Raw genomic sequence first — 21,744 nt, 5'->3', positions numbered from 1 at the left:
GCCTCCCCTCTAGTACTGCTTCGCAGACTTCAGCTTCATCTCTTTCGCTTCGAATGCCCGCTGAACGCTTTCCTGCTCAGACACTTCCGCCACGCCGACGTGCCACCAGCTGTCATAGCCGTCCGTCATCGTTTTCGGCAGAACCTTCATTTCAATTAAAGTGGATACGTCTTGCGTTTTCGCATCTTCAAGCGCCGCCTTCAGCTCTTCAACCGTATTGGCTCTGTATGTTTTAGCGCCGTAGCCCTCTGCCACCTTCGCGTAATCAACGTTTAAAATCTGATTGTCCCCTGTGCGGAACTCGCAAAAATAACTGCCGCCGCCGTGATCCATCTGCAGGTTGCTGATACAGCCGAAGCCGGAGTTGTCAAAGAGCAGGACATTGATTTTTTTGTTATATTGAAGCGCGGTAATCAGCTCTGAGTGCAGCATCAGAAAGCTTCCGTCACCGACGAGTGAATAGACTTCTTTGTCGGGGTGGGCCAGCTTGAGGCCGAGCGTGCCTGATACTTCATATCCCATACAGGAATAGCCGTACTCCAGATGGTACGTATTCGGGACATTGGAATGCCACAGCCGCTGCAGATCTCCCGGAAGAGATCCCGCCGAGCTGATGACGACGCTGTCTTCAGGAATCGTCTCATTGATGGTCAACAGCGCCGTTGTTTGCGGCAGCTCAGTCTCGAGCGCGTCGGCATACTCGTTTAACACGCCTTGTGAGAAATGGTTCTTAATTTCCGGTTCGAACGCGTCACGTGTAAAAGTAACTTTGCCGAGCCGGTCCCGTTCAGCGAGCCATTCATCTTTCCAGTCTTTAATCGCCGTGCCGAATGCACTTTTATATCCGTCTAATAAGCCGTGCAGCCTGCCGAGCGTCACTTTCGCATCGGCTACGACCTGAAACGCGTCAAGCTTATAAGCCTGCATACGGCTGACATTGATATTCAGAAATTTTGCTTTATCAAAATCAAATGCCGTTTTTGAGGATGTCGCAAAGTCCGTATACCGTGTGCCGACACCGATGATCAGATCAGCCTGGCGGGCGGCTTTGTTTGCGGCGAGTGTGCCCGTGATGCCCATGCCGCCCAGATTGTTGGCAAAATCGGCTTCAACCGTTGACTTGCCGGCCTGCGTTTCGACAAGCGGAATGCCGTATGTTTCAGAAAGCGCGATCAATTCCTCGCGCGCGCCGGAATACTTCGCGCCGCCGCCCACTAAAATGACGGGACGGCTGCTCTCCTTGATTCTCTCCGCGGCGCCTCTCAGCTCACGCTCGCTCGGCTGCATCCGATCCATGTAATGAACGCGTTTTTCAAAGAAGCTTTCATCAAAATCATATGCTTCTCCCTCGACATCCTGAGAAATGCAGATTGTCGCCGGGCCCGCTTTTGCCGGGTCCGTCATCACTTCAAAGGCCCGGATTAAACTGCTCATCAGCTGCTCGGGGCGGGTGATGCGGTCCCAATAGCGGGACACGGGCTTTAACGCATCGTTTGTCGTGACGGCGGCACTGTATTCCTGCTCCACCTGCTGAAGCACCGGGTCAGGCTGCCTCGTCGCAAAAGTATCGGCCGGGAGCAGCAGCACCGGAATGTTATTGGCCAGCGCCGTACCCGCGGCAGCCGTCAAATTTGCGGCACCCGGACCGACCGATGTCGATACCGCGTAAATTTTTCTTCTCAGCATCTGCTTGCTGTATGCCATTGCGGCATGCGCCATTCCTTGTTCGTTTTTGCCTTGATACACTTTCAGGTGCCCGGCGTCCTGCTCAAGCGCCTGCCCGATCCCTAACACATTTCCATGGCCGAAAATCGTAAAAATGCCCTCAACGAACGGCTCTTCTTTCCCATCAACATGAATGTACTGCCGGTTCAAGAATTTAATCAGCGCTTGTGCTGTCGTTAAGCGAATTGTCTTGCCCACAAACGATCCCACCTTTTATACGTTCTATTTACCATTCAGGCTGTTCTGTGCTTCAATCAGTTCGAGGATTTCACCGGCAGCCGGCATGGCTTCTGACGAGCTGTGTTTGCTGACGACGATGGAAGCGGAAGCGCTCCCGTATTTTAAGGCCGTTTCAATATCCCGGCCGCTGACAAGTCCGTAGATGAAGGCAGACGCATAGGAATCACCCGCTCCAAACGTCTTGAGCACCTTTGTTTTATAGGCGCGCGCCCGGAAAACTTCTCCCGATCTGCTGTATGCGTATGACCCGTCAACGCCGTGCTTAATAACGACAAGATCTGCGGAATGTGCAAACAAACGGCGGACGGTTTCATCGTTGTCTCCGCCGCTGCGGTTTTCCATCACGTCAAATTCGTCACGCGTTCCGATGACGATATCGGATTGTTCCGCCGCCAGCGTGTAATACACGGCGGTTTCTTCTGCCGATGGCCATGTATACGGACGGTAGTCGAGCTCAAAAACGACTTTTACGTCATGTTTTTTTGCGATATGCACCGCTTTTAGGACGGCTTCGCGCGACGGGCTTTTCGCAAGCGCCGTGCCTGATACGAGCAGCATTTTCGCGTTTGCGATGTAGCCTTCCTTGACTTCGGACGGCTCAAGATACAGATCCGCCACGTTATCTCTGTACATCAGAATGCTGCACTCTTCGGGACTGAGAATTTCCGTAAAAGCGAGTCCGGCTTTGCGCCCTTCTTTGTCAACGGCCATTTGTGACGTATCAACGCCCTTTCCCTGCATATAGGAAACAATGAATCTGCCGTGCTGGTCGTCCGGGATTTTGCCGATAAAACCGGCTTTTAATCCGAGCTTGGCGCTGCCGATTGCAATATTCGCCGGGGAACCGCCGACATATTTAGAAAACGTCATCGTTTCTTCCATCGGCCGGTTGTATTCCGCCGCGTTCAAATCAATACACGCGCGTCCGATCGCGACAATATCAAACTCTTTTTCTTCATTAAATGTATACTTCATCGTTATCTGCCACTCCTCACTTGTCAGCGTTCCAGAATCCATTCATGGGCCGGATCATTATGAAACTTCCATTTTCGTGTCGGTCCCGCCATTACATTCAGGTAGTAAGAGGTATACCCGTCCGGAACACCAACCGGATGATAGCCCGCCGGCACGATGACAACGTTTTCATTTTCTGCGGTCATCGTCTCGTCAATCGAGCGGTCGTCCGTGTACACACGCTGGAAGACAAACCCCTGGGGCGGGTCTGTTTCGTGGTAATAGGTTTCTTCTAAAAAGGACTCAGCCGGCAGATTGTCTTGGTCATGTTTATGCGGCGGATAGCTCGACCAGTTGCCGCTGTCCGTGTAAACTTCAACAACGAGAAGGCTGTTTGCCGATGGATCTGAATCGGGGAGAATGTTATGAACGGTTCGTTTGTTTGCCAGCTTGCCGCGATGTTCCACACTGTTGTCTTCCGCTTTAATCAGCTTTGTCGGAAGCTGGCGTTCGGACGGAGAGTAGCACAGCGCGACCCTCGCCCCGCTGACGGCTGTGATGTCAAAGGAGCGGTCATTGGACACATAAACACTGTCCGTCGGCTTTCTTTCAAATACGCTTTCACGTGTGCCGATGCTTTCAAATGTCTGATCATGATCCGTGACGGTGATTTTTCCCGTGACCGCCACGATGCAGCACTCCGTCTTTTTCAAATCTTCTGTATATGTTGAGCCGGGAGCGAGATCAACGACTTTAAATCCGACGTATTTGAGGTCTGAATTAGCTGAAGTGACGTCATGTATGATGTTCACGCCTTGAGAAATCTCATCGGCCTGCGGTTTGCGCAGCAAATGACTCATGTTTATTCCTCCTTAATTGATGATAAAAGAAAACCCGGACGGAATCACAAAGCCGTCCGGGCCGGCTGTCAATTGAAATCAGGAGACGGATATCGTGCCGTCACGACTTTTTTACGTGTATAAAAGTCGACGCTGTCTTTTCCGTTTGCGTGCAGTGTGCCGAAGAAAGAAGACTTCCAGCCTGAGAATGGGAAGAATGCCATCGGCGCCGGGACACCAAGGTTGATCCCGAGCATTCCCGCGTCAATATTCTCACGGAAGTAGCGGATCGCGTTCGCATTTGAAGTGAACAGGCAGGCGCCGTTCGCAAATTCAGACTGGTTGGCGATGTCAACCGCTTCTTTTAAGTTTTTCACACGCATGACCGACAGAACGGGCGCAAAGATTTCATCTTTCCAGATCGTCATATCCGTCGTCACGTTGTCAAAAATCGTCGGTCCGACGAAATAGCCGTCTTCCGTTACATTTTCACGGCCGTCACAAAGAAGTCTCGCTCCCTCTTCGATGCCTTTTTCAATATAGCTGTGCGTACGCTTCTTGTTGTCCTCGCGGATGACCGGGCCTAAGAACACGCCGTCATCCAGTCCGTTTCCGAGCTTGATGTCCGCGGCCTTTTCCTGTAATTTCGCCATAAACTCATCGGCGATTCCCTCTTCAACCGTCACAACCGCGCATGCCATACAGCGCTCTCCTGCCGAACCGAATGCCGCGCCGATAATGTTTGTGACCGTATCTTCAAGGTGGGCGTCATTTAACACGATCGTGTGGTTTTTCGCCCCTGTTAACGCCTGCACGCGTTTCAAATGTTCGCTGCCTTTTTTGAAAACATACTCGCCGACAGGTTTTGACCCGACGAATGAAATGGCTTTAATCTCCGGATGCTCAAGAATGCCGTTTACGACGTCATGCGCGCCGTGCACGACATTGAAGACGCCCTTCGGCAGACCGGCCTGTTCAAACAGCTCTGCCAGTTTTTCCGTTAACAGCGGCGTGCGCTCAGACGGCTTCAGAATGAACGTGTTTCCTAACGAAATCGCCATCGGGAACATCCAGCACGGGACCATCATCGGGAAGTTGAACGGTGCGATGCCGCCGACCACCCCGATCGGATAGCGGTAGTTCGCCGCTTCTACATCTGTGGCGATAGAGGCAAGTGAATCGCCCATCATGAGTGACGGCGCGCCTGCTGCGAATTCGACGTTTTCAATTCCGCGTCCCACTTCACCGAGTGCTTCTGTCGTGTTTTTACCGTTTTCCAAAGTAATCAGACGGGCAAGCTCTTCTTTGTTTTGCTGGAGAAGCTGCTGATAGTTAAATAGAATTCTCGCACGGCGCGGCACTGCCGTCTTTGACCATGTTTTAAACGCTTCTGACGCTGAGCGGACGGCGTATTCCACATCCTCCCGCGTAGAAATCGGAACCTGGCACATCACTTCTTTTGTAGCCGGATTGACAACGTCTTCATATTGATCTGTCTTACTTTCAACCCATTCACCATTGATGTAGTTTTTCAGTTTTCTGATCTCTGCCATGCTCATTGCCTCCTTAAATAGTAAACATCCTGTTCAGCTGGTAATAACGGATGAATATATTCATCTTTTACATACAAAAGACATGAATTAAACGCTTACAAATGCTAAAATGATGGTGTCTCCCATTCTTTCCATGTAAAAGTTGATCATGTACCGAACCAAGCAAACGGTTACATCTATCATTTTTGATCTTGCGGGTTACATTTTGGTCATTTCTTGGTTACATTGTAATCCCCACACCACTTCAAGTCAATCTAAAAAATCAAAATTTTTTCACTATTTTTATCATACCTTTTTGGATCGGGAAAACAGGAACTTGAAGAACGGTGTCGAATCGTACGGGCGATCCATCTTTTTTATCATTTGTTAAGTAACTATTGATTAACTCTTGGTGTTTATTATATATTTTAATTACTTTAAGAATTCTAGAAGGAGTTTTTTTATGAAACTGATGCGGATTCAGGAGATGGAAGAATACATTCTCAAACACGGAGCCACTTCGCTGGATGAGCTGTGCGAGGTTTTCAACGTCTCTAAAAACACGGTCAGACGCGATATTAATAAGCTTGCGGAAAAAGGGGTGATCAAAAAGGTGTACGGCGGCGTGACGTCGGCAGAAAAATCTGTGCTCGTCCCTTTTGAAAACCGCACCATTCAACATCAGGATGAAAAAATCAAAATCGCCCGCTATGCGTCACGGTTTATCGAGGATCACGATCTTGTGTTTATTGATTCCGGCACGACGACCAAATCGATGCTGGAGACGCTTGATCCGGATAAGAATGTGACGGTGCTGACGAACAGTCTTGATATTATTAACGCCGCTTCCTCCATGAAAAATGTCGACCTGATCATCATCGGCAGCAACTACAAGCGGAAGACAAGGTCATTTGTCGGCATTGATGATCCGAGCACCCTCAATAAATACAATATTAACAAGGCGTTCATGTCCGCTACCGGGACAACGATCACCCACGGCCTGACGAATTCCGACTTGCTGGAATACGAGGTGAAAAAGAAAATTTCCGAAAAGGCGAACGAAGTGTATCTGCTCGCGGACCATTCCAAATTCGGCAAATCCACGCTTCTGACATACGCGCCTTTCGACCGGCTTCACAGCATCGTCACTTCTCAGCAGCTTGATGAGGAATATACAAAGTATTGTCAAGAGCACCAAATCGACATTCACTTGGCATAGCGTTACAATTAATAGAGAATGCGCTGCCGTATTTTTCCGGCAGGCGCTGTGATATCCTAATTTACTTTTTCAGGGGGCGAAAACATGAGCAAAGTAACAATCGGCAAAACTGACCTACAAGTATTTCCGATCGGTTTGGGAACAAATGCGGTCGGCGGACACAATCTCTATCCGAATCTGAATGAAGAGACGGGAAAAGAATTGGTTCGGGAAGCGATTAAAAGCGGCGTTACCATGTTAGATACCGCCTATATTTACGGAGTGGGCCGTTCTGAAGAATTAATCGGCGAGGTGCTGAAAGAATTTAACCGCGAGGATGTCTTCATCGCTACAAAAGCCGCGCACAGAAAAGAAGGCGATGACTTTGTTTTCGACAATTCACCGGCCTTTTTGAAACAATCAGTTGAGGACAGCCTGAAACGTCTGCAGACTGATTACATTGATTTATTCTACATCCATTTCCCGGATGAGCACACACCGAAGGACGAAGCCGTCCAAGCATTGAATGAGATGAAAAAAGAAGGAAAAATCCGTTCCATCGGCGTCTCCAATTTCTCTCTGGAGCAGCTGAAAGAAGCCAATAAAGACGGCTTAGTCGATGTGATTCAAGGGGAATACAACCTGCTGAACCGTGAGGCGGAAAAGACTTTCTTCCCTTATACGACAGAACACAGCATCTCATTCATCCCGTATTTCCCGCTTGTATCCGGACTGTTAGCCGGCAAATACGACGAGAACACCACCTTCCCTGAAGGCGATCTGCGCAATGATCAGGCGCATTTCCAAGGGGAGCAGTTTAAAGAAAACATCAAAAAGGTCAACCAGCTCAAACCGATTGCCGAGAAGCACAATGCCGACACGGCGCATATCGTGCTAGCCTGGTATTTGGCGAGACCTGAAATCGACATCCTGATTCCGGGCGCCAAACGCGCGGATCAATTAAAAGACAATATGAAAGCAGCCTCCATTACGCTTTCTGCGGAAGAAATCGCGTTTATCGACAAGCTGTTTTCCTAAGAAAAGAGAAACACGCCTTTTAAAAGGGCGTGTTTTTTTTAAAGGTTTATATTTTTTTCACAGGGGAATGAAATAGTTATCTAAATAAACTATTATGCGTTCCAAAAAGATGAGGAGGATCATCTGTGAAGAAAAACACCAAAAAATTCCTGATTTACTTTTTCGGAGCATTAGGCGGGCTGCTTTACGGTTATGACACCGGCGTGATTTCAGGGGCTTTGCTTTTTATCAACAATGATATTCCTTTAAACACGCTGACTGAGGGATTGGTCGTCAGCATGCTGCTGCTCGGTGCGATTTTCGGGTCCGCCTTAAGCGGGACATGCTCTGACCGATGGGGCCGGAGAAAAGTGGTTTTCGTCCTTTCACTCATTTTCATTATCGGCGCGCTTGCCTGTGCGGCTTCGCAAACCGTCACCATGCTGATCATCTCACGTGTCATTCTCGGATTAGCCGTCGGCGGTTCAACGGCGCTTGTTCCCGTTTATCTTTCTGAGATGGCTCCGACAAAAATACGCGGAACGCTTGGCACATTGAATAACTTAATGATTGTAACCGGAATTTTACTCGCATATATTGTGAATTACATATTCACCCCATTTGAAGCTTGGCGCTGGATGGTCGGTCTCGCCGCAGTACCGGCGGCGCTGTTATTAATCGGAATCGCGTTTATGCCGGAATCACCGAGATGGCTCGTCAAACGCGGCCGTGAACAGGAAGCCAGACAAGTCATGGAAATGACGCACGACAAAGAGGATATCGCCGTTGAATTGGCGGAAATGAAACAAGGTGAAGCTGAGAAAAAAGAATCTACACTCGGCTTGCTGAAAGCAAAATGGATCCGCCCTATGCTGCTGATCGGGATCGGCCTCGCCATCTTCCAGCAGGCGGTCGGTATCAACACGGTGATTTACTATGCGCCGACCATCTTTACAAAGGCCGGACTCGGCACCTCGGCGTCCGTTCTCGGCACAATGGGAATCGGTGTCTTAAACGTCATCATGTGTATCACCGCCATGATCTTAATTGACCGGATCGGCCGGAAAAAACTGCTGATGTGGGGAAGCATCGGCATCACCTTGAGCCTGGCGTCATTATCAGCCATTCTCCTTCTGGCAGGCCTGTCAGCTTCTACGGCTTGGCTGACCGTGCTGTTTCTCGGAATCTATATCGTCTTTTACCAGGCGACATGGGGTCCCGTCGTATGGGTCCTGATGCCGGAGCTGTTCCCGTCAAACGCACGCGGGGCCGCAACCGGATTTACGACATTGATTCTGTCGGCAACAAACCTTGTCGTTTCACTGGTATTCCCGCTTATGCTGAGCGCCATGGGCATCGGCTGGGTATTCGGAATTTTCTCAGTCATCTGCCTCACATCCTTCTTCTTCGCCGCTTACATCGTTCCTGAAACGAAGGGCAGAAGTTTAGAAGAAATCGAAACGCACTTGAAAAAACGGTTCTCCTTAAAGAAGCGCAATAAACAAAATCAAATTCTTAAACAGCGCACGCTGTAATAAAAAAAGGATTCGCCCCCGACGGGCGATTCCTTTTTTGGCGTCATACCATGACTTTGCAAATATCATTCGTAAATTCGACCGGATCATGGATCGGCAGCCCTTCAATCAGCAGCGCCTGATTGTAGAGAAGATTTGTGTATAAAGCAAGCTTTTCCCGATCTTGACCGTGCGCGTTCTTTAACGTCTCAAACACTTCGTGATTCGGGTTGATTTCCAGCACTTTTTCTGCTTTGACCTGCTGGCTGTCAGGCATGGCGTTTAATACTTTCTCCATTTCAATCGTCACTTCGCCGTCTGTCGCAAAGCAGACCGGATGAGATTTTAAGCGTTTTGATGCTCTGACGTTCTTGACTTTATCCGCAAGAATGTCTTTCATGCTTTCAAACAGGTCTTTATATTCGTTTTCTTCGGCTTCAGTCTGCTTTTCATCTTCGTCACTGTCGATGCCTAAGTCGGCGCTGGATACGGATTTGAACTCTTTTTCCTCATAGCTTGTCAGCATTTTGATCGCGAATTCATCAATATCTTCCGTGAAATATAAAATCTCGTAGCCTTTGTCCGCCACCATTTCAGTTTGCGGCAGCTTTTCAATCCGCTCATATGAATCGCCGGACGCGTAATAGATATATTTTTGATCCTCAGGCATTCTGGACACATATTCATCCAGTGTGACGAGCTTTTTCTCCTTAGATGAATAGAAAAGAAGCAGGTCTTTTAATACGTCTTTGTTTGCGCCGAAATCATTGTAGACGCCGAATTTCAGCTGTCTGCCGAAAGATTCATAGAAAGATTCGTATTTTTCCCTTTTGTTCTTCAGCAGGCTCTTCAGCTCGGCTTTGATTTTTTTATTGATGTTTTTCGCAATCAGCTTCAGCTGGCGGTCATGCTGCAGCATTTCTCTGGAAATGTTCAGCGACAAATCTTCAGAATCCACCATGCCTTTTACAAAGCTGAAATGATCCGGAAGCAGGTCGGCGCATTTGTTCATGATCAGCACGCCGTTGGAATACAGCTCCAATCCTTTTTCAAATTCCTTCGTATAATAGTCAAACGGCATGTTTTCCGGAATAAACAAAATCGAATTGTAGCGCACCGCTCCATCGACGCTGATGTGCACGTGGGTCAGCGGTTTATCGAAGCCGTAATGCTTTTCAGCGTAAAAAGCCTCGTAATCCTCATCCGTCAGCTCGCTTTTGTTTTTTCTCCAGATCGGCACCATGCTGTTGACCGTCTGTTCTTCCTGAACCTCTTCAAACTCGTTCTCGCTGCCCTCTTTCGGCTTGTTGACCGTCTCTTCCATTTTGATCGGGTAGCGGATAAAGTCTGAGTACTTTTTCACGATCGCTTTGATGCGGTAGTTTTCTAAAAACTCATCATAGCTTTCATCTTCTGTGTTTTCTTTTATTTTCAGGGTGATTTCCGTACCGACGGTTTCCTTGTCACACGGCTCGATCGTGTAGCCGGCAGCCCCTTCCGACTCCCATACATGCGCCTCGTCACTGCCGAGCGCTTTACTTTTCACCGTGACCTTATCAGCCACCATAAACGCCGCATAAAAACCGACGCCGAACTGGCCGATAATGTCATGGCCGTCTTTCGTGTCATTTTCTTGCTTGAAAGCGAGTGAACCGCTTTTCGCAATCGTTCCGAGATGCTGTTCAAGCTCGTCTTTTGTCATCCCGATACCGGTATCTGTGACAGTGAGCGTTCTTGCCTCTTTGTCCGCCGTCACTTTTATGTAGTAATTGTCTTGATCAAACGTTAAAGAATCATCGGTTAGCGCCTTGTAATAGATTTTGTCAATCGCATCACTCGCATTGGAAATTAACTCTCTGAGAAAAATTTCCTTCTGCGTATAAATGGAGTTAATCATCATATCCAGCAAACGCTTGGATTCTGCTTTAAACTTTTTTTTCCGCACTTCAGATCTCTCCTTTAATTATGCTTTGATGGTATGTAAAATCTTTTTCAGCATCTATTTATCATATGCGGTGACAATTGTCAACTGAATCAGCAGATGCATATATTGTAAATTTAACATGTTAATGGATTCATTTCACTCATTTTATCAATAAAAAAGAGAGAATCCTGATCATCCTCTCCTTTCTTCTTCTTTCCAGCGGCCGAATTCCTTCTTCATCCATATGTATGACGGGTAGAAAAACAAACTAAATAAGAGAAGAGATCCCATGTTTCGCAAAGACTAATGCAGAACATTTCTTACAGTGAGAGGAAATGTGATGTCATGAGAAAAAATAGAGATAACGATGGAAATACCAAACCATATAGGAACAACGGTATAACAATAAAGCGCTATCTCCTTTTTATGCTGTATCTTCAAAATATGTAAGCCTTCCAATGTTGTATATACATAATATTAACATATTTAATAGGTATTTAGAAATGGAGGTCTATATGTTTATCCCCCTATTCAGCGGGAACAGATATAGAAAAAGGAGGAATCGCATTATGGGAAGATTAACAGACAAAACCGCAATCATCACAGGGGCCGCGACAGGCATCGGACAAGCGACGGCACGGGTTTTCGCCGATGAAGGCGCCCGCGTGATCTGCGGTGACATCAATGAAAGCGAACTGAATGAAACCGTCAGCGCCATCAGAAAAAACGGCGGAGAAGCAGAGGCCTTTCATCTTGATGTATCGGACGAAGAAAACGTAAAGTCTTTTGCAGACGGCATTCAGCAAAAGTACGGAACAATTGATATTCTTTTTAACAATGCCGGTGTTGACCAAGAGGGCGGGAAAGTCCATGAATACCCGGTCGAGCTGTTTGACCGGATCATCTCCGTCGATTTGCGCGGCACATTTCTGTGCAGCAAATATCTCATTCCGCTTATGCTCGAAAAAGGAGGCTCCATCATTAACACCTCCTCCATGTCAGGCCGGGCCGCAGACCTTGACCGCTCCGGCTATAACGCCGCAAAAGGCGGAATTACAAACCTAACGAGAGCGATGGCCATTGATTACGCCAGAAGCGGAATCCGCGTCAATTCCTTATCGCCGGGGACGATTGAAACACCGCTCATTGATAAATTAGCAGGCACGAAAGAAGACGAAATGGGCGAGGCGTTCCGTGAAGCCAATAAATGGATCACGCCGCTCGGCCGGCTCGGAAAACCGGAAGAAATGGCGGCTGTCGCGCTCTTCCTCGCTTCAGACGACAGCTCTTACGTCACAGGAGAAGACATCACGGCAGACGGCGGCATCATGGCATACACATGGCCGGGGAAAATGCTGATTGATAAGAAGTGGAAGGAAGAGACAGAGTGACGGCGAAAAGAAAATAAGCCAGTGCAAAAACACTGGCTGAACAAGGAGGGCTGGTTACTTAAACCAGCCCTTTTCCTTTGATCGGGTAATGGCCTCAATTCGATTTTTCACTTCTAATTTATCCAGAATCATCGAAACGTAATTGCGGACTGTACCGCTTTTGATGCTGAGGGCATTTGCAATTTCTTTCGTGTTTTTTCCGTCTGCGACGAGTTCGAGCACCGCTTTTTCCCGTTCAGTCAGCGGGTTTTCTTCACCATAGATATCCTCCATTAATTCAGGGGCGTAGACGCGCCTTCCTTTCATAACGCTGCGGATGGCGCTGACGAGCTCATCACTCGGGCTGTCCTTGAGCATGTAACCGCTGACGCCCGCTTTTAGCGCCCGCTGAAAATAGCCGGAGCGGGCAAAGGTCGTCAAAATGATGATTTTCACATCACTGTCCTTGAGTTTTTCCGCCGCCTCAAGACCTGATACCCCGGGCATTTCAATATCCATCAGACAGATGTCAGGCGCATTTTTTTCCACGAAATCGATCGCATCCTGGCCGCTTGTGCCTTTGCCGACAACCGTCATATCCTCTTCTAAATTCAACAGCGAACCGAGTGCGCCAAGCAGCATTTGCTGATCCTCGGCAATGAAGATGTTGATCATCTGCTACCATCCTTTTCTTTTGATTTTGAATCATTCGGGATTCTCATGGTCAGCTTTGTTCCGGCAGCTGTATCGATGGCTAAACTGCCATTCGCGAATTCAAGCCGTTCTCTCATTCCAAGCAGGCCGTGCCCCTTTGAAAAAAAGCGGTCTTCTCTGCATTGAAAGCTGCCGTCGTCTTCTACCGTAATGACAGCCTCTTTCCAAAGCTGCTGAATGGTGATGCGGCATACTTTGGCGCCGCTGTGTTTCACGACATTGGTGACGGCTTCTTTAATGCACATGCTGACAATGTTTTCGTTCAGCAAAGAGATATGTTTTGGCGCTTCTTTTTCTTCATACACAAATTCAATTCCTGCCGCTTCAAGAATTTGCCGAACATTGCCGAGCTCATCCTTCAATCGGATGCCTTTCATCGACGAGACAATTTGTCTGACCTCATTTAAGGAGGAGCGGGCCGTCTCTTGAACGCTTTTCAGTTCAGTGCGGGCCTGTTCAGGGTCCTTGTAAATCAGCTTTCGGGCAAGGTCGCTTTTCAGTCCGATTAAGGAGAGCTTTTGTCCAAGTGTATCGTGAAGGTCCCGGGCAATGCGCTGCCTTTCTTCCAGCTTCACAAGATCCGCGATTCGTTCATTTGCATATTCTAATTTCTCCTCAAGGCGCTCTCGTGCCTTTCTGCTTCGAATGCTGAGCGGGAGAAGGATGGCACTGATCAGAGTGATGACGATAAACGGAATTTGCGTCAAAAACCAGTCTTTTTTCAGAACAAGGCTGAAGTTGACGGCAACCGCCGCACTGATGATATGAATGTAATATAAGATATAAAATGGAACTTTGTCCCGGATATGGCCGATGAAGTAGGCGATAAAGAAAGCGAAATAAATATAGCTGAACAGCATGACTGATCCGGTCGATATGCCGATCAGAAGAAGCGCCCATAAGTAAACCGGCCAGCCTTTTGCAACAAATGCAAAGCGATACGCGCCAAAGAAAACAAGTGTGAAAATGACGCCGGACACCATTACAAAGGTGGAAGAGCTCTTGAAAATAAAATAAAAGGGCAAGATGAAAAAAATCGTCCATATATAAGGAGAAATCCCATTCAGTTTTTGAAATTTAAAATATTTCTTCATCCTTATTCCACCTTCTGCCGCTTGTGTCTACCATCACTTTACCAAAACGCCGCCTTTATTGCATCCTCATACATAAAGAGCAGGCCCTTTCTGATAAGAGAAAGAGCCGCGCGCCATATCAGGCATTTTTCTTTAAACGTTCTTTCGGCACCTGTTGGGGCGGCGGTGTTTTCCGCGCCTCCCGAAAGGTGACAAATTGCTTTTCATCCTCATCCCACAGACGGAATTTCATGGATTCAAGACTTGTTTTAAGCGTAATGGTCGGTACGTTTTTTAAAGGTTCATGCCCCTCGTGAGCCGCTTCCAGCTTGTAATTCGGCACTTTCGGGCTTAAGTGGTGGACATGATGGTAGCCGATATTGCCCGTCAGCCATTGCAAAAGCTTCGGCAGCTTGTAAAAGGAGCTTCCTTCTACCGCGGCCTGCACATAGTCCCAATGCTCATCGGCTTCAAAATAAGAATCCTCGAACGTGTGCTGAACATAAAAGAGCCAGACGCCGATTGACCCCGAAATAAGGAAAATCGGACCCTGAACAAGCAAAAAGTTTTCCCAGCCGACAAGCAGGCATGTTGCAGCAGCCAATAAGACAATCGCCGCGTTCGTGAAATAGGTGTTCCAGCGTTCCTTGCGGCGGGCGCCTTTTACATTGAAACGGTTTTTAATCAGAAATACGTAAATCGGGCCGAGAATAAACATAATAAACGGATTGCGATAAAGTCTGTAGCGTACTTTTGTCCAGGCTGACGCTTCGTTGTATTCCTTAACGGTCATCATCCAAATATCGCCTGTTCCCCGTTTATCTAAGTTGCTGCTTGTCGCATGATGAATGGAGTGGCTGCGCTGCCATTGAGAGAACGGAAACAGTGTCAGCACACCTGAAATAAACCCAAACAGCCGGTTCAGCTTCTTTTGTTTGAAAAAGGATTGATGGCAGCAGTCGTGGAAAATAATAAAGATTCTTGTCAAAAATCCCGCTGCTATTACAGTAAAGGCGAGGGTTAGAAGATAGGAGACATTGAGGCTGAAGTAAGCAAGAAACCAAAGGGCAAAGAACGGCACAAACGTGTTGAGAAGCTGAATGACACTATGCTTTGTATCGGCACCGGAAAATGCGGCAACCTGCTTTTTTAAAGACGCTTGTTTTTGAGTTGCGGCGTGATTGATCATGAATGTCATGTCCCTTCTTTTTCATTATGATCCCAAGTATAACGGGGCGCCGGACGCTTTTGTAGTAGCAGCCATCATGCCCCGAATATGACATTTGTCATGTTTGGCAGCAGAAATGCTGATCTGGCGTCATATGGCTGGTTTCTTTTTTTATAAGGGATAAAGCCGGACACTTCATAACGGCACTTCTCGAAGAAAACAGCAAAAAAGAACTCCGCCTGTTTTGGAGTTCTTTTTCATCATCTTCACAGCAAAATCACCCGATACTTCTTCACATCCAAAAACTGCAGAAATTCCCGGGCCAGCATGTCCGGCGCGTGGTCTTTTCCTTCATGAAGGCGATATTGAATCAGGCCGACAAGCATGGACGCGACATAGTATGCATAGAGCTTTTTGCCCGCCTGAATGTGCAGAGGCTGATGAAGATAAAACGATTGCAGCGCTCTGAACATTTCCGGGATGACGTCAGGCACTCCGGAACCCTCTCTCAGAAAATGGACGAGCGGCATGCCGTCGGACAGTGCGGAAAAGAGACGAACGAGCGCGGCTTCCGCTTCTTCCATGGAGCAGTCAGCAGGATCTCCCTTTACCGTCAATATTCCGATCAGCTCCCGGCATGATTGATGGATGATCGTTTTCAGCAACGCCTCTTTGTTGGTGTAATGGTCATAAAAAGTGGCACGGCGCAGGTTGCTTTCACGGGCAATATCGGAAATCGTAATCGCCGCGTAATCCTTTTTTCCCGCTGCTAAGCCGATCATAGCCTCCTGCAAGGCCTGCCTCGTCCGTGTCACCCGCCGGTCGGCGGGCTTTTTTTCTTCTTGTTCCGGCACCCGGCGCCCGAACAGCCAGTAAAACCGTTTTTGAGAAATCAAATCCCACACCTGCCCGCTGATCGCTTCCGGTGATGCCCCGGGCTCCTCATTCAGCCAGTACAACACAATGGCATACGTGTATAAAGAGCGGTAATGAATGTACATATCCTGTTCGGTCGGTGAGAAATTTGCATTCACCGGGGACAAAAGCACATCATGCCGGAATACATCTTTAAAAAAAGCATGAAAGTGAAAATACGGCATTTTATGACGATCCATCATCGTTTGGAAAAACGCCCGATGCCGGTCAACAAACGACAGGGTCGGATGCACTTTTTGCCAGCCGCCATTTAAATGAAGCACATCTTTATGCTTCAGCGAATCATACAGCGCTTCACTCAGCCCGTCCTTCATTTCTTCCGCTATATCTTCTAAAATTGCATATTTATCCTCGTAATAAAGGTACAGTGTCCCCCGGCTCACGTTCGCCCGTTCGGCGATATCCTTCATGGTCACACGGCGGATATCACGCTCCCCAAGCATAACCAAGAGCGCTTGTTTGATGTCAGTTGTCACAGAATCCGGCATAAGAGACACTCCTTTCATTAGACAGATCACCGCAATTTGTACGGTAACGTATAGATGCGTTTACGCTGTCTTTGCCGCAAAATCACATCACACTATAATAGGCCCTGAAGAAACAAAAAAGCAACCAGAGGAGGAAGACCGATGGATCAGCATATAAAAGCAGACATCAAACGCGTCTTTGAGCTTCAGAAAAAAAATCAAAAAACCCTGCGTGCTTCAACAGCCGAGCAGCGCAAAGAAAAGCTTCAGCGCTTTTTAGATGCCGTCACCGCTCATGAAGAAGAAATCATCGAGGCGATCAGACGGGACGTCCGCAAGCCTTATCATGAGGTGAAAAGAGCGGAAACGCAGGGAACAATCAAGGCGATTAAAGATAATATGAACAATCTCGACACCTGGATGGCGCCGAAACGCGTCGGCTCATCCGTCAGCCCGGACGCTGACGGCGTATTAATGTACGAGCCAAAAGGCGTCACCTTAATTCTCGGACCATGGAATTATCCGTTTATGCTGACGATGGCTCCGCTTGCCGCCGCCATTGCAGCCGGCAACAGCGCGATTGTGAAGCTGTCTGATTTTACGATGGAGACGAGCCATATTGCCGCGACAGTCATTCGCGAGGCATTTCATGAAGAAGAAGTCGCCATTTTTGAAGGTGAGGTTGATGTCGCGACAGAACTGCTCGACCAGCCGTTTGACCACATTTTCTTCACCGGCAGCACGAATGTCGGCAAAATCGTCATGACGGCAGCGGCGAAGCACTTGTCGTCCGTCACGCTTGAGCTTGGCGGAAAAAGCCCGACGATCATTGACAGCGGCTATGATTTAATGGACGCGGCGAAAAAAATCGCCGTCGGCAAATTTGTCAATGCGGGACAAACATGTATCGCTCCTGACTATCTCCTTATGAAGGAAGATGTACAGGACACCTTTACAGATCTCCTGCAAACCATTGTCAATGCAGGTTTTATGGAAGATGATCATACGGTTGACCGCAATAAATTCACGCAGATTGTCAATGAGCGCAACTTTAACCGTGTCAAAGCCCTGTATGATGATGCCATTGAAAAAGGGGCGAAAACGGCCTTCGGCGGCGTATTCGATGCACATGACCGCACGATTTCTCCGACCGTGCTGACAAACGTCACGCCCGATATGAAGATCATGCAGGAGGAGATTTTCGCACCGATTCTGCCGATTATGAATTACGAAGATATCAGTGAAGCCGTTGATTACATCACTGACCGGGACAAGCCGCTTGCCTTGTATGTATTCAGCCATAATCAGGAGCTGATCGATTATGTTCTGCAGCACACGACGTCCGGCAACGCTTCTATCAATGATGTTGTCGTTCATTTCACTGACGTTAACCTTCCGTTCGGCGGCGTTAATACGAGCGGAATCGGTTCATACCACGGTGTGTACGGCTTTAAAGAATTTTCTCATGAAAAAGGCGTATTTATTCAAGCCTCTAAATAAAAAAAGAATCCGCGCAGATGACGCGGATTCTTCTTTATTATTTTTTTGCCCCGAATGCGAGCAGTTTCGTAAAAGTGCCGACGTAAAGCGTGCCGTCTTCAGCCAGAACCGGGGAGGAAATGACATTGCTGTCTGTTTGATAGCGCCATTTTTCATTACCGTCAGCGTCGACCGCATAGACGTTTTTATCGTCAGAGCCGAAGTACACATTGCCGTCTGCATCAATCAGCGGCGCCGTTCTCACAGGCCCGTCCGTATAGAAAGACCAGTTCATATTACCGGTTTTGCTGATGGAAAACAGCTCGCCGCTTCCGGAACCGATATACACATTGCCGTTATGGTCGATCGCTAATGAAGAGCTGGAGAAACCGTTTAACGGGAACGTCCATTTTACAGCACCCGTTGAGGTATAGGCGTATAAGCTGCCGTCTTGGTTTCCGGCGTAAACGGTGCCGTCTCTGTCAATAACCGGATAGCCTTTAAACCCGTTGGACGTTGTTTTTGACCATTTCACTTGGCCCGTTCCGGAATTGATCGCATAAAAGATATTATTGTACGTTGCCGTATACAGCGTGCCGTTTGACGCTAACACGGGAGCGGAGCCGACCACGCCGTTTGTTTTAAACTTCCACTTTTGCGTCCATGTCGAAGGCGATGTCGGTTTAATCGCATAGATATAGTTATCCAGCGTCGACACATACAGCGTGCCGTCAGAGCCGATAGCCGCATCGGAACTCGGCGCTCCGCTCAGCGGAACTGAAGTTAAAATGTTTCCGGTTTCTTTGTCGATGAAATACAGTTTTTTATCGTGAGAAGGGAGATAAATGACACCGTTTGTTCCGAGCACCGGAGTCAGCGTATAGGTCGTCCCGAGGTTTTCCGTCACCCATTTCACAGTACCGTCCGGATGATACGCCGTCAGCTTCCCGTCTTTTGATTGAATAAATACGGTGCCGTCCCCGTCAACCGCGGCTCCCGCACCGTTTTGAGGATTGGCCGGGACATTCTTTTCCCATTTTAACGATCCGTCAGCAGTGCTTGTGAATCGGCTTTCCCTTGACCAGTTGAACATCGTCGGAGACATGGCCTGCGCGTCATACCGTCCCGTCAAGAAACCGGATGCCGCATGATTTTGTTTAAATACCGTTTCCGCAGCTTGAGCAGCCGCCGGATGCAGCCATTTTGCCCCCGGCAGATCAGAAACCGCTCCCACAGATAAAGCCGCAGCAACCGCAGCGCCGGCTGCCAATGTTTTCATTCGAAGTGAAGCCGTCTTTTTTTTCAATGTCAGTTCCTCCCGTTTCTATTAAAAACTGCTATACCGCTATAATCATACCATAATCATCCTATGAAATATTTGTATTTTCGGCAGATTTATAGAACAAATGTCACATAGACTGCTGCTGATGTTTCGGAGAGGAACGAAACGCGGCGATGTACCATATCACATTGACGATAAAAGCTGCGCCCGACCATGCGAGAGGACCGTAATAAAGAGACAGCTCCTGCCCTAAGGAAATGGCGGCCAATAGCGCCACCAACAAGACAGCCGCGCAAATGATAAGCCCGATTCCGCAAAAAACGGCCATGATGATTTTCATGACACGAACACCTAGAACATACATAATGAACGGGACCGCATATATAACAAGGATCTGACCGACGGCGGCCCACATGCCCGCGGAGTTAAAACGATTCGCGTTCGGCCCCGTTTCCGCAAGCGGAGAAAGCGAGACGATGACCAGCAATAGACAAAACATCAGAGCGGAAAGCAAGGTCACCGCGATCGTACCTTTTTTCTTTTGATTCATGTGAATATCCTCCTGACAAATACCCGGATTTTTTACCGGTAATCTGATAATATGTTATATTTTAACATGCTTTCTACTTATTTTGAGAAGCGTTTCGTCAAAAAACGAATTTACAAATCCAGAAAAATAGATATAATAAACGTTATGGAACCGATATTGATTCATAAAGCGCTATCTAACAAAACACGAAGTGATATTATGACATGGCTTAAACACCCGGAGGACCATTTTGATGAAAGGCCTTATCTTGAGCAGGGCCTCAGTTTCCGCACCGGAATTTGCGTCGGTGATATTCAGGCAAAGTCGGGGCTTGCGCAGTCCGTCATCTCCAGCTACCTGCTGACCATGCAAAAAGCCGGCCTGCTGGAATCTGAACGAATCGGGAAGTGGACCTATTACAGAAGGAACGAAAAACAAATTAAAGCCTTTGCTGACTATGTTCAGCACCAGCTATAACCATGAAAGGAGGGCTTTTTTCGTTCTAACATATCTATTTTTCTGTATATGTAGTTATAAAAAGGAGGCATACATAACAATGAAAAAAAGCAGTTCCATCTTCATTCTATTTTTGGCCCTAGGGGTTTTCGGGATTATTACGACCGAGATGGGCATCATCGGGGTTCTTCCGCAGATGGCGGACAGATTTCAAATGACCGCTTCAAAAGCGGGGTGGCTTGTCAGTATTTTCGCATTCATCGTCGCTGTGTCGGGGCCGTTTTTGACCTTGCTTGCTTCAGGTATAAACCGGAAATACATTCTGCTTTTGGCGGTGCTGATGTTTGCCGTTTCTAATGCGGTCTACGCGTATACGGCACATTTCAGTGTCATGCTTGCGTTTCGGATCATTCCGGCCTTATGCCACCCCGTGTTCTTTTCTGTAGCGCTTGCGGCCGCGGCCCGCCTTGTTCCCGCCGGCCAATCCGGAAAAGCCGTAACGAAAGTCTTTTCAGGCATCACCGCCGGCTTTGCGTTCGGCGTCCCTTTCACGTCCTATCTGGCTGAGCGTCTCTCCCTTGAATCAGCCTTCCTATTCGGCGCGATCGTCAGTCTCATCGCGTTCATGGGCATTCTTCTCTTTTTGCCATCCATGCCGGTCACAGAAAAAATGTCTTTCCGAAGCCAGCTCGGCATCCTTCGCAAACCGGCCTTGTGGCTTAATATCGCTGCCGTCACCTGTCTCTTTGCGGCCATGTTTTCTGTCTACAGCTATTTTGCGGAGTACCTCGGACGGGTGTCGCATATGAACGGCACATGGGTCAGCTTCATGCTGATGAGCTTCGGGGTGATTATGATAGCCGGGAATTTCGTCTTCGGCGCTTTGTTATACAAAAATATGAAAAAGACTGTCATCCTGTTTCCGCTTCTTTATACAGCCGCCTACTTGCTCATATACGGGTTTGGGACGTCTTTCGCACCGATGGCCGTCCTCGTCTTCGTATGGGGCGCCGTTCATTCCGGCGGGCTCATTGTGAGTCAGACTTGGCTTACTGCGGAAGCAAAGGAGGCCCCCGAATTCGGCAACAGCCTGTTTGTCTCCTTTTCCAACCTCGGCATCACCATCGGAACGGCGGCGGGCGGCTGGTTTATTTCACATTTGGGAATCCATCAGCTGATGTGGTGCGGCATCATGTTTGCCCTTCTGGCTTTCGGACTGATCATGGGACGCTTAGCATGGGGAAAGAGGCCGCTCGCAGAAGCTTAAGCTCCGTTGCAAAATCCGGCATGTTTTCGTATAATATGCCAGATTAAAACAAGGGAGAGA

The 21,744-nt window shown here is 48.1% G+C and carries 18 protein-coding genes; 7 read left to right on the top strand and 11 right to left on the bottom strand.

Going from position 1 to position 21,744, the window contains the following annotated elements; translation table 11 throughout:
* Positions 1 to 9: 9 nt before the first annotated feature.
* From iolD to iolA, 4 genes are all read right to left on the bottom strand, one after another.
* Positions 10 to 1,923: a 3D-(3,5/4)-trihydroxycyclohexane-1,2-dione acylhydrolase (decyclizing) gene (iolD, locus tag ACQE26_RS04925; RefSeq protein ID WP_500470816.1), complete on the bottom strand. Its 1,914-nt coding sequence runs from the start codon at positions 1,921 to 1,923 to the stop codon at positions 10 to 12.
* Positions 1,924 to 1,947: 24 nt separating this feature from the next.
* Complete coding sequence (gene iolC / locus ACQE26_RS04920) at positions 1,948 to 2,940, bottom strand: 5-dehydro-2-deoxygluconokinase (RefSeq protein WP_500470815.1); 993 nt, start codon at positions 2,938 to 2,940, stop codon at positions 1,948 to 1,950.
* A 23-nt stretch (positions 2,941 to 2,963) separates the two neighbouring features.
* A complete protein-coding gene (iolB, locus tag ACQE26_RS04915) occupies positions 2,964 to 3,779 on the bottom strand; it encodes a 5-deoxy-glucuronate isomerase (protein WP_500470814.1) in 816 nt (271 codons plus the stop codon).
* Between the two features lie 68 nt (positions 3,780 to 3,847).
* The gene (gene iolA / locus ACQE26_RS04910; RefSeq protein WP_045925583.1) at positions 3,848 to 5,311 is read right to left on the bottom strand and encodes a methylmalonate-semialdehyde dehydrogenase; all 1,464 of its coding nucleotides are present in this window, start codon (positions 5,309 to 5,311) and stop codon (positions 3,848 to 3,850) included.
* Between the two features lie 442 nt (positions 5,312 to 5,753).
* Here iolA and ACQE26_RS04905 point away from each other — a divergent pair, with 442 nt between their 5' ends.
* From ACQE26_RS04905 to ACQE26_RS04895, 3 genes are all read left to right on the top strand, one after another.
* On the top strand, positions 5,754 to 6,509 hold the full coding sequence (locus tag ACQE26_RS04905) for a DeoR/GlpR family DNA-binding transcription regulator (RefSeq protein WP_438420964.1): 756 nt from the start codon (positions 5,754 to 5,756) through the stop codon (positions 6,507 to 6,509).
* A gap of 84 nt (positions 6,510 to 6,593) precedes the next feature.
* Positions 6,594 to 7,526, top strand: a complete 933-nt coding sequence (locus ACQE26_RS04900; RefSeq protein WP_060963876.1) for an aldo/keto reductase — start codon at positions 6,594 to 6,596, stop codon at positions 7,524 to 7,526.
* Between the two features lie 125 nt (positions 7,527 to 7,651).
* The gene (locus ACQE26_RS04895; protein ID WP_438420965.1) at positions 7,652 to 9,040 is read left to right on the top strand and encodes a sugar porter family MFS transporter; all 1,389 of its coding nucleotides are present in this window, start codon (positions 7,652 to 7,654) and stop codon (positions 9,038 to 9,040) included.
* Positions 9,041 to 9,083: 43 nt separating this feature from the next.
* Here ACQE26_RS04895 and htpG read toward each other — a convergent pair whose 3' ends face one another.
* Positions 9,084 to 10,964 carry a molecular chaperone HtpG gene (gene htpG, locus ACQE26_RS04890; protein ID WP_500470812.1) on the bottom strand — a complete coding sequence of 627 codons (1,881 nt, stop codon included), beginning with the start codon at positions 10,962 to 10,964 and terminating at the stop codon, positions 9,084 to 9,086.
* Positions 10,965 to 11,512: 548 nt separating this feature from the next.
* Here htpG and ACQE26_RS04885 point away from each other — a divergent pair.
* The gene (locus tag ACQE26_RS04885) at positions 11,513 to 12,334 is read left to right on the top strand and encodes an SDR family oxidoreductase (protein ID WP_500470811.1); all 822 of its coding nucleotides are present in this window, start codon (positions 11,513 to 11,515) and stop codon (positions 12,332 to 12,334) included.
* Between the two features lie 54 nt (positions 12,335 to 12,388).
* Here ACQE26_RS04885 and ACQE26_RS04880 read toward each other — a convergent pair whose 3' ends face one another.
* The 4 genes from ACQE26_RS04880 to ACQE26_RS04865 form a co-directional block, all read right to left on the bottom strand.
* Positions 12,389 to 12,988 (bottom strand): response regulator, encoded by a 600-nt coding sequence (locus ACQE26_RS04880; RefSeq protein ID WP_438420966.1) that lies wholly within the window; start codon positions 12,986 to 12,988, stop codon positions 12,389 to 12,391.
* Positions 12,985 to 14,121, bottom strand: coding sequence for a sensor histidine kinase (locus ACQE26_RS04875; RefSeq protein ID WP_438420967.1), 1,137 nt, complete (start codon positions 14,119 to 14,121; stop codon positions 12,985 to 12,987). The genes ACQE26_RS04880 and ACQE26_RS04875 overlap by 4 nt, the downstream gene beginning before the upstream one ends.
* Before the next feature lie 118 nt (positions 14,122 to 14,239).
* On the bottom strand, positions 14,240 to 15,289 hold the full coding sequence (gene desA, locus ACQE26_RS04870) for a Delta(5) desaturase DesA (protein ID WP_500470810.1): 1,050 nt from the start codon (positions 15,287 to 15,289) through the stop codon (positions 14,240 to 14,242).
* Between the two features lie 245 nt (positions 15,290 to 15,534).
* A complete protein-coding gene (locus tag ACQE26_RS04865) occupies positions 15,535 to 16,692 on the bottom strand; it encodes a TetR/AcrR family transcriptional regulator (RefSeq protein WP_500470808.1) in 1,158 nt (385 codons plus the stop codon).
* A gap of 141 nt (positions 16,693 to 16,833) precedes the next feature.
* On the opposite strand from ACQE26_RS04865, the gene ACQE26_RS04860 reads away from it, so the two are divergent.
* Positions 16,834 to 18,171, top strand: coding sequence for an aldehyde dehydrogenase family protein (locus ACQE26_RS04860; protein WP_500470807.1), 1,338 nt, complete (start codon positions 16,834 to 16,836; stop codon positions 18,169 to 18,171).
* Between the two features lie 37 nt (positions 18,172 to 18,208).
* On the opposite strand, the gene ACQE26_RS04855 is transcribed toward ACQE26_RS04860, so the two are convergent.
* Both ACQE26_RS04855 and ACQE26_RS04850 read right to left on the bottom strand, forming a co-directional pair.
* The gene (locus ACQE26_RS04855; RefSeq protein ID WP_500471453.1) at positions 18,209 to 19,429 is read right to left on the bottom strand and encodes a beta-alanine-activating enzyme beta-propeller domain-containing protein; all 1,221 of its coding nucleotides are present in this window, start codon (positions 19,427 to 19,429) and stop codon (positions 18,209 to 18,211) included.
* A gap of 130 nt (positions 19,430 to 19,559) precedes the next feature.
* Complete coding sequence (locus ACQE26_RS04850; protein ID WP_500470805.1) at positions 19,560 to 19,982, bottom strand: DUF5391 family protein; 423 nt, start codon at positions 19,980 to 19,982, stop codon at positions 19,560 to 19,562.
* A 144-nt stretch (positions 19,983 to 20,126) separates the two neighbouring features.
* On the opposite strand from ACQE26_RS04850, the gene ACQE26_RS04845 reads away from it, so the two are divergent.
* Both ACQE26_RS04845 and ACQE26_RS04840 read left to right on the top strand, forming a co-directional pair.
* Positions 20,127 to 20,438, top strand: coding sequence for an ArsR/SmtB family transcription factor (locus ACQE26_RS04845; protein WP_015240918.1), 312 nt, complete (start codon positions 20,127 to 20,129; stop codon positions 20,436 to 20,438).
* A gap of 79 nt (positions 20,439 to 20,517) precedes the next feature.
* Entirely contained in the window at positions 20,518 to 21,684 is a 1,167-nt protein-coding gene (locus ACQE26_RS04840) for an MFS transporter (protein WP_500470804.1), read from the top strand.
* Positions 21,685 to 21,744 lie beyond the last annotated feature (60 nt).

The sequence above is a fragment of the Bacillus sp. 5RYD7K genome (assembly GCF_059831465.1).
This window is presented reverse-complemented; position numbering and strand designations above follow the sequence as displayed.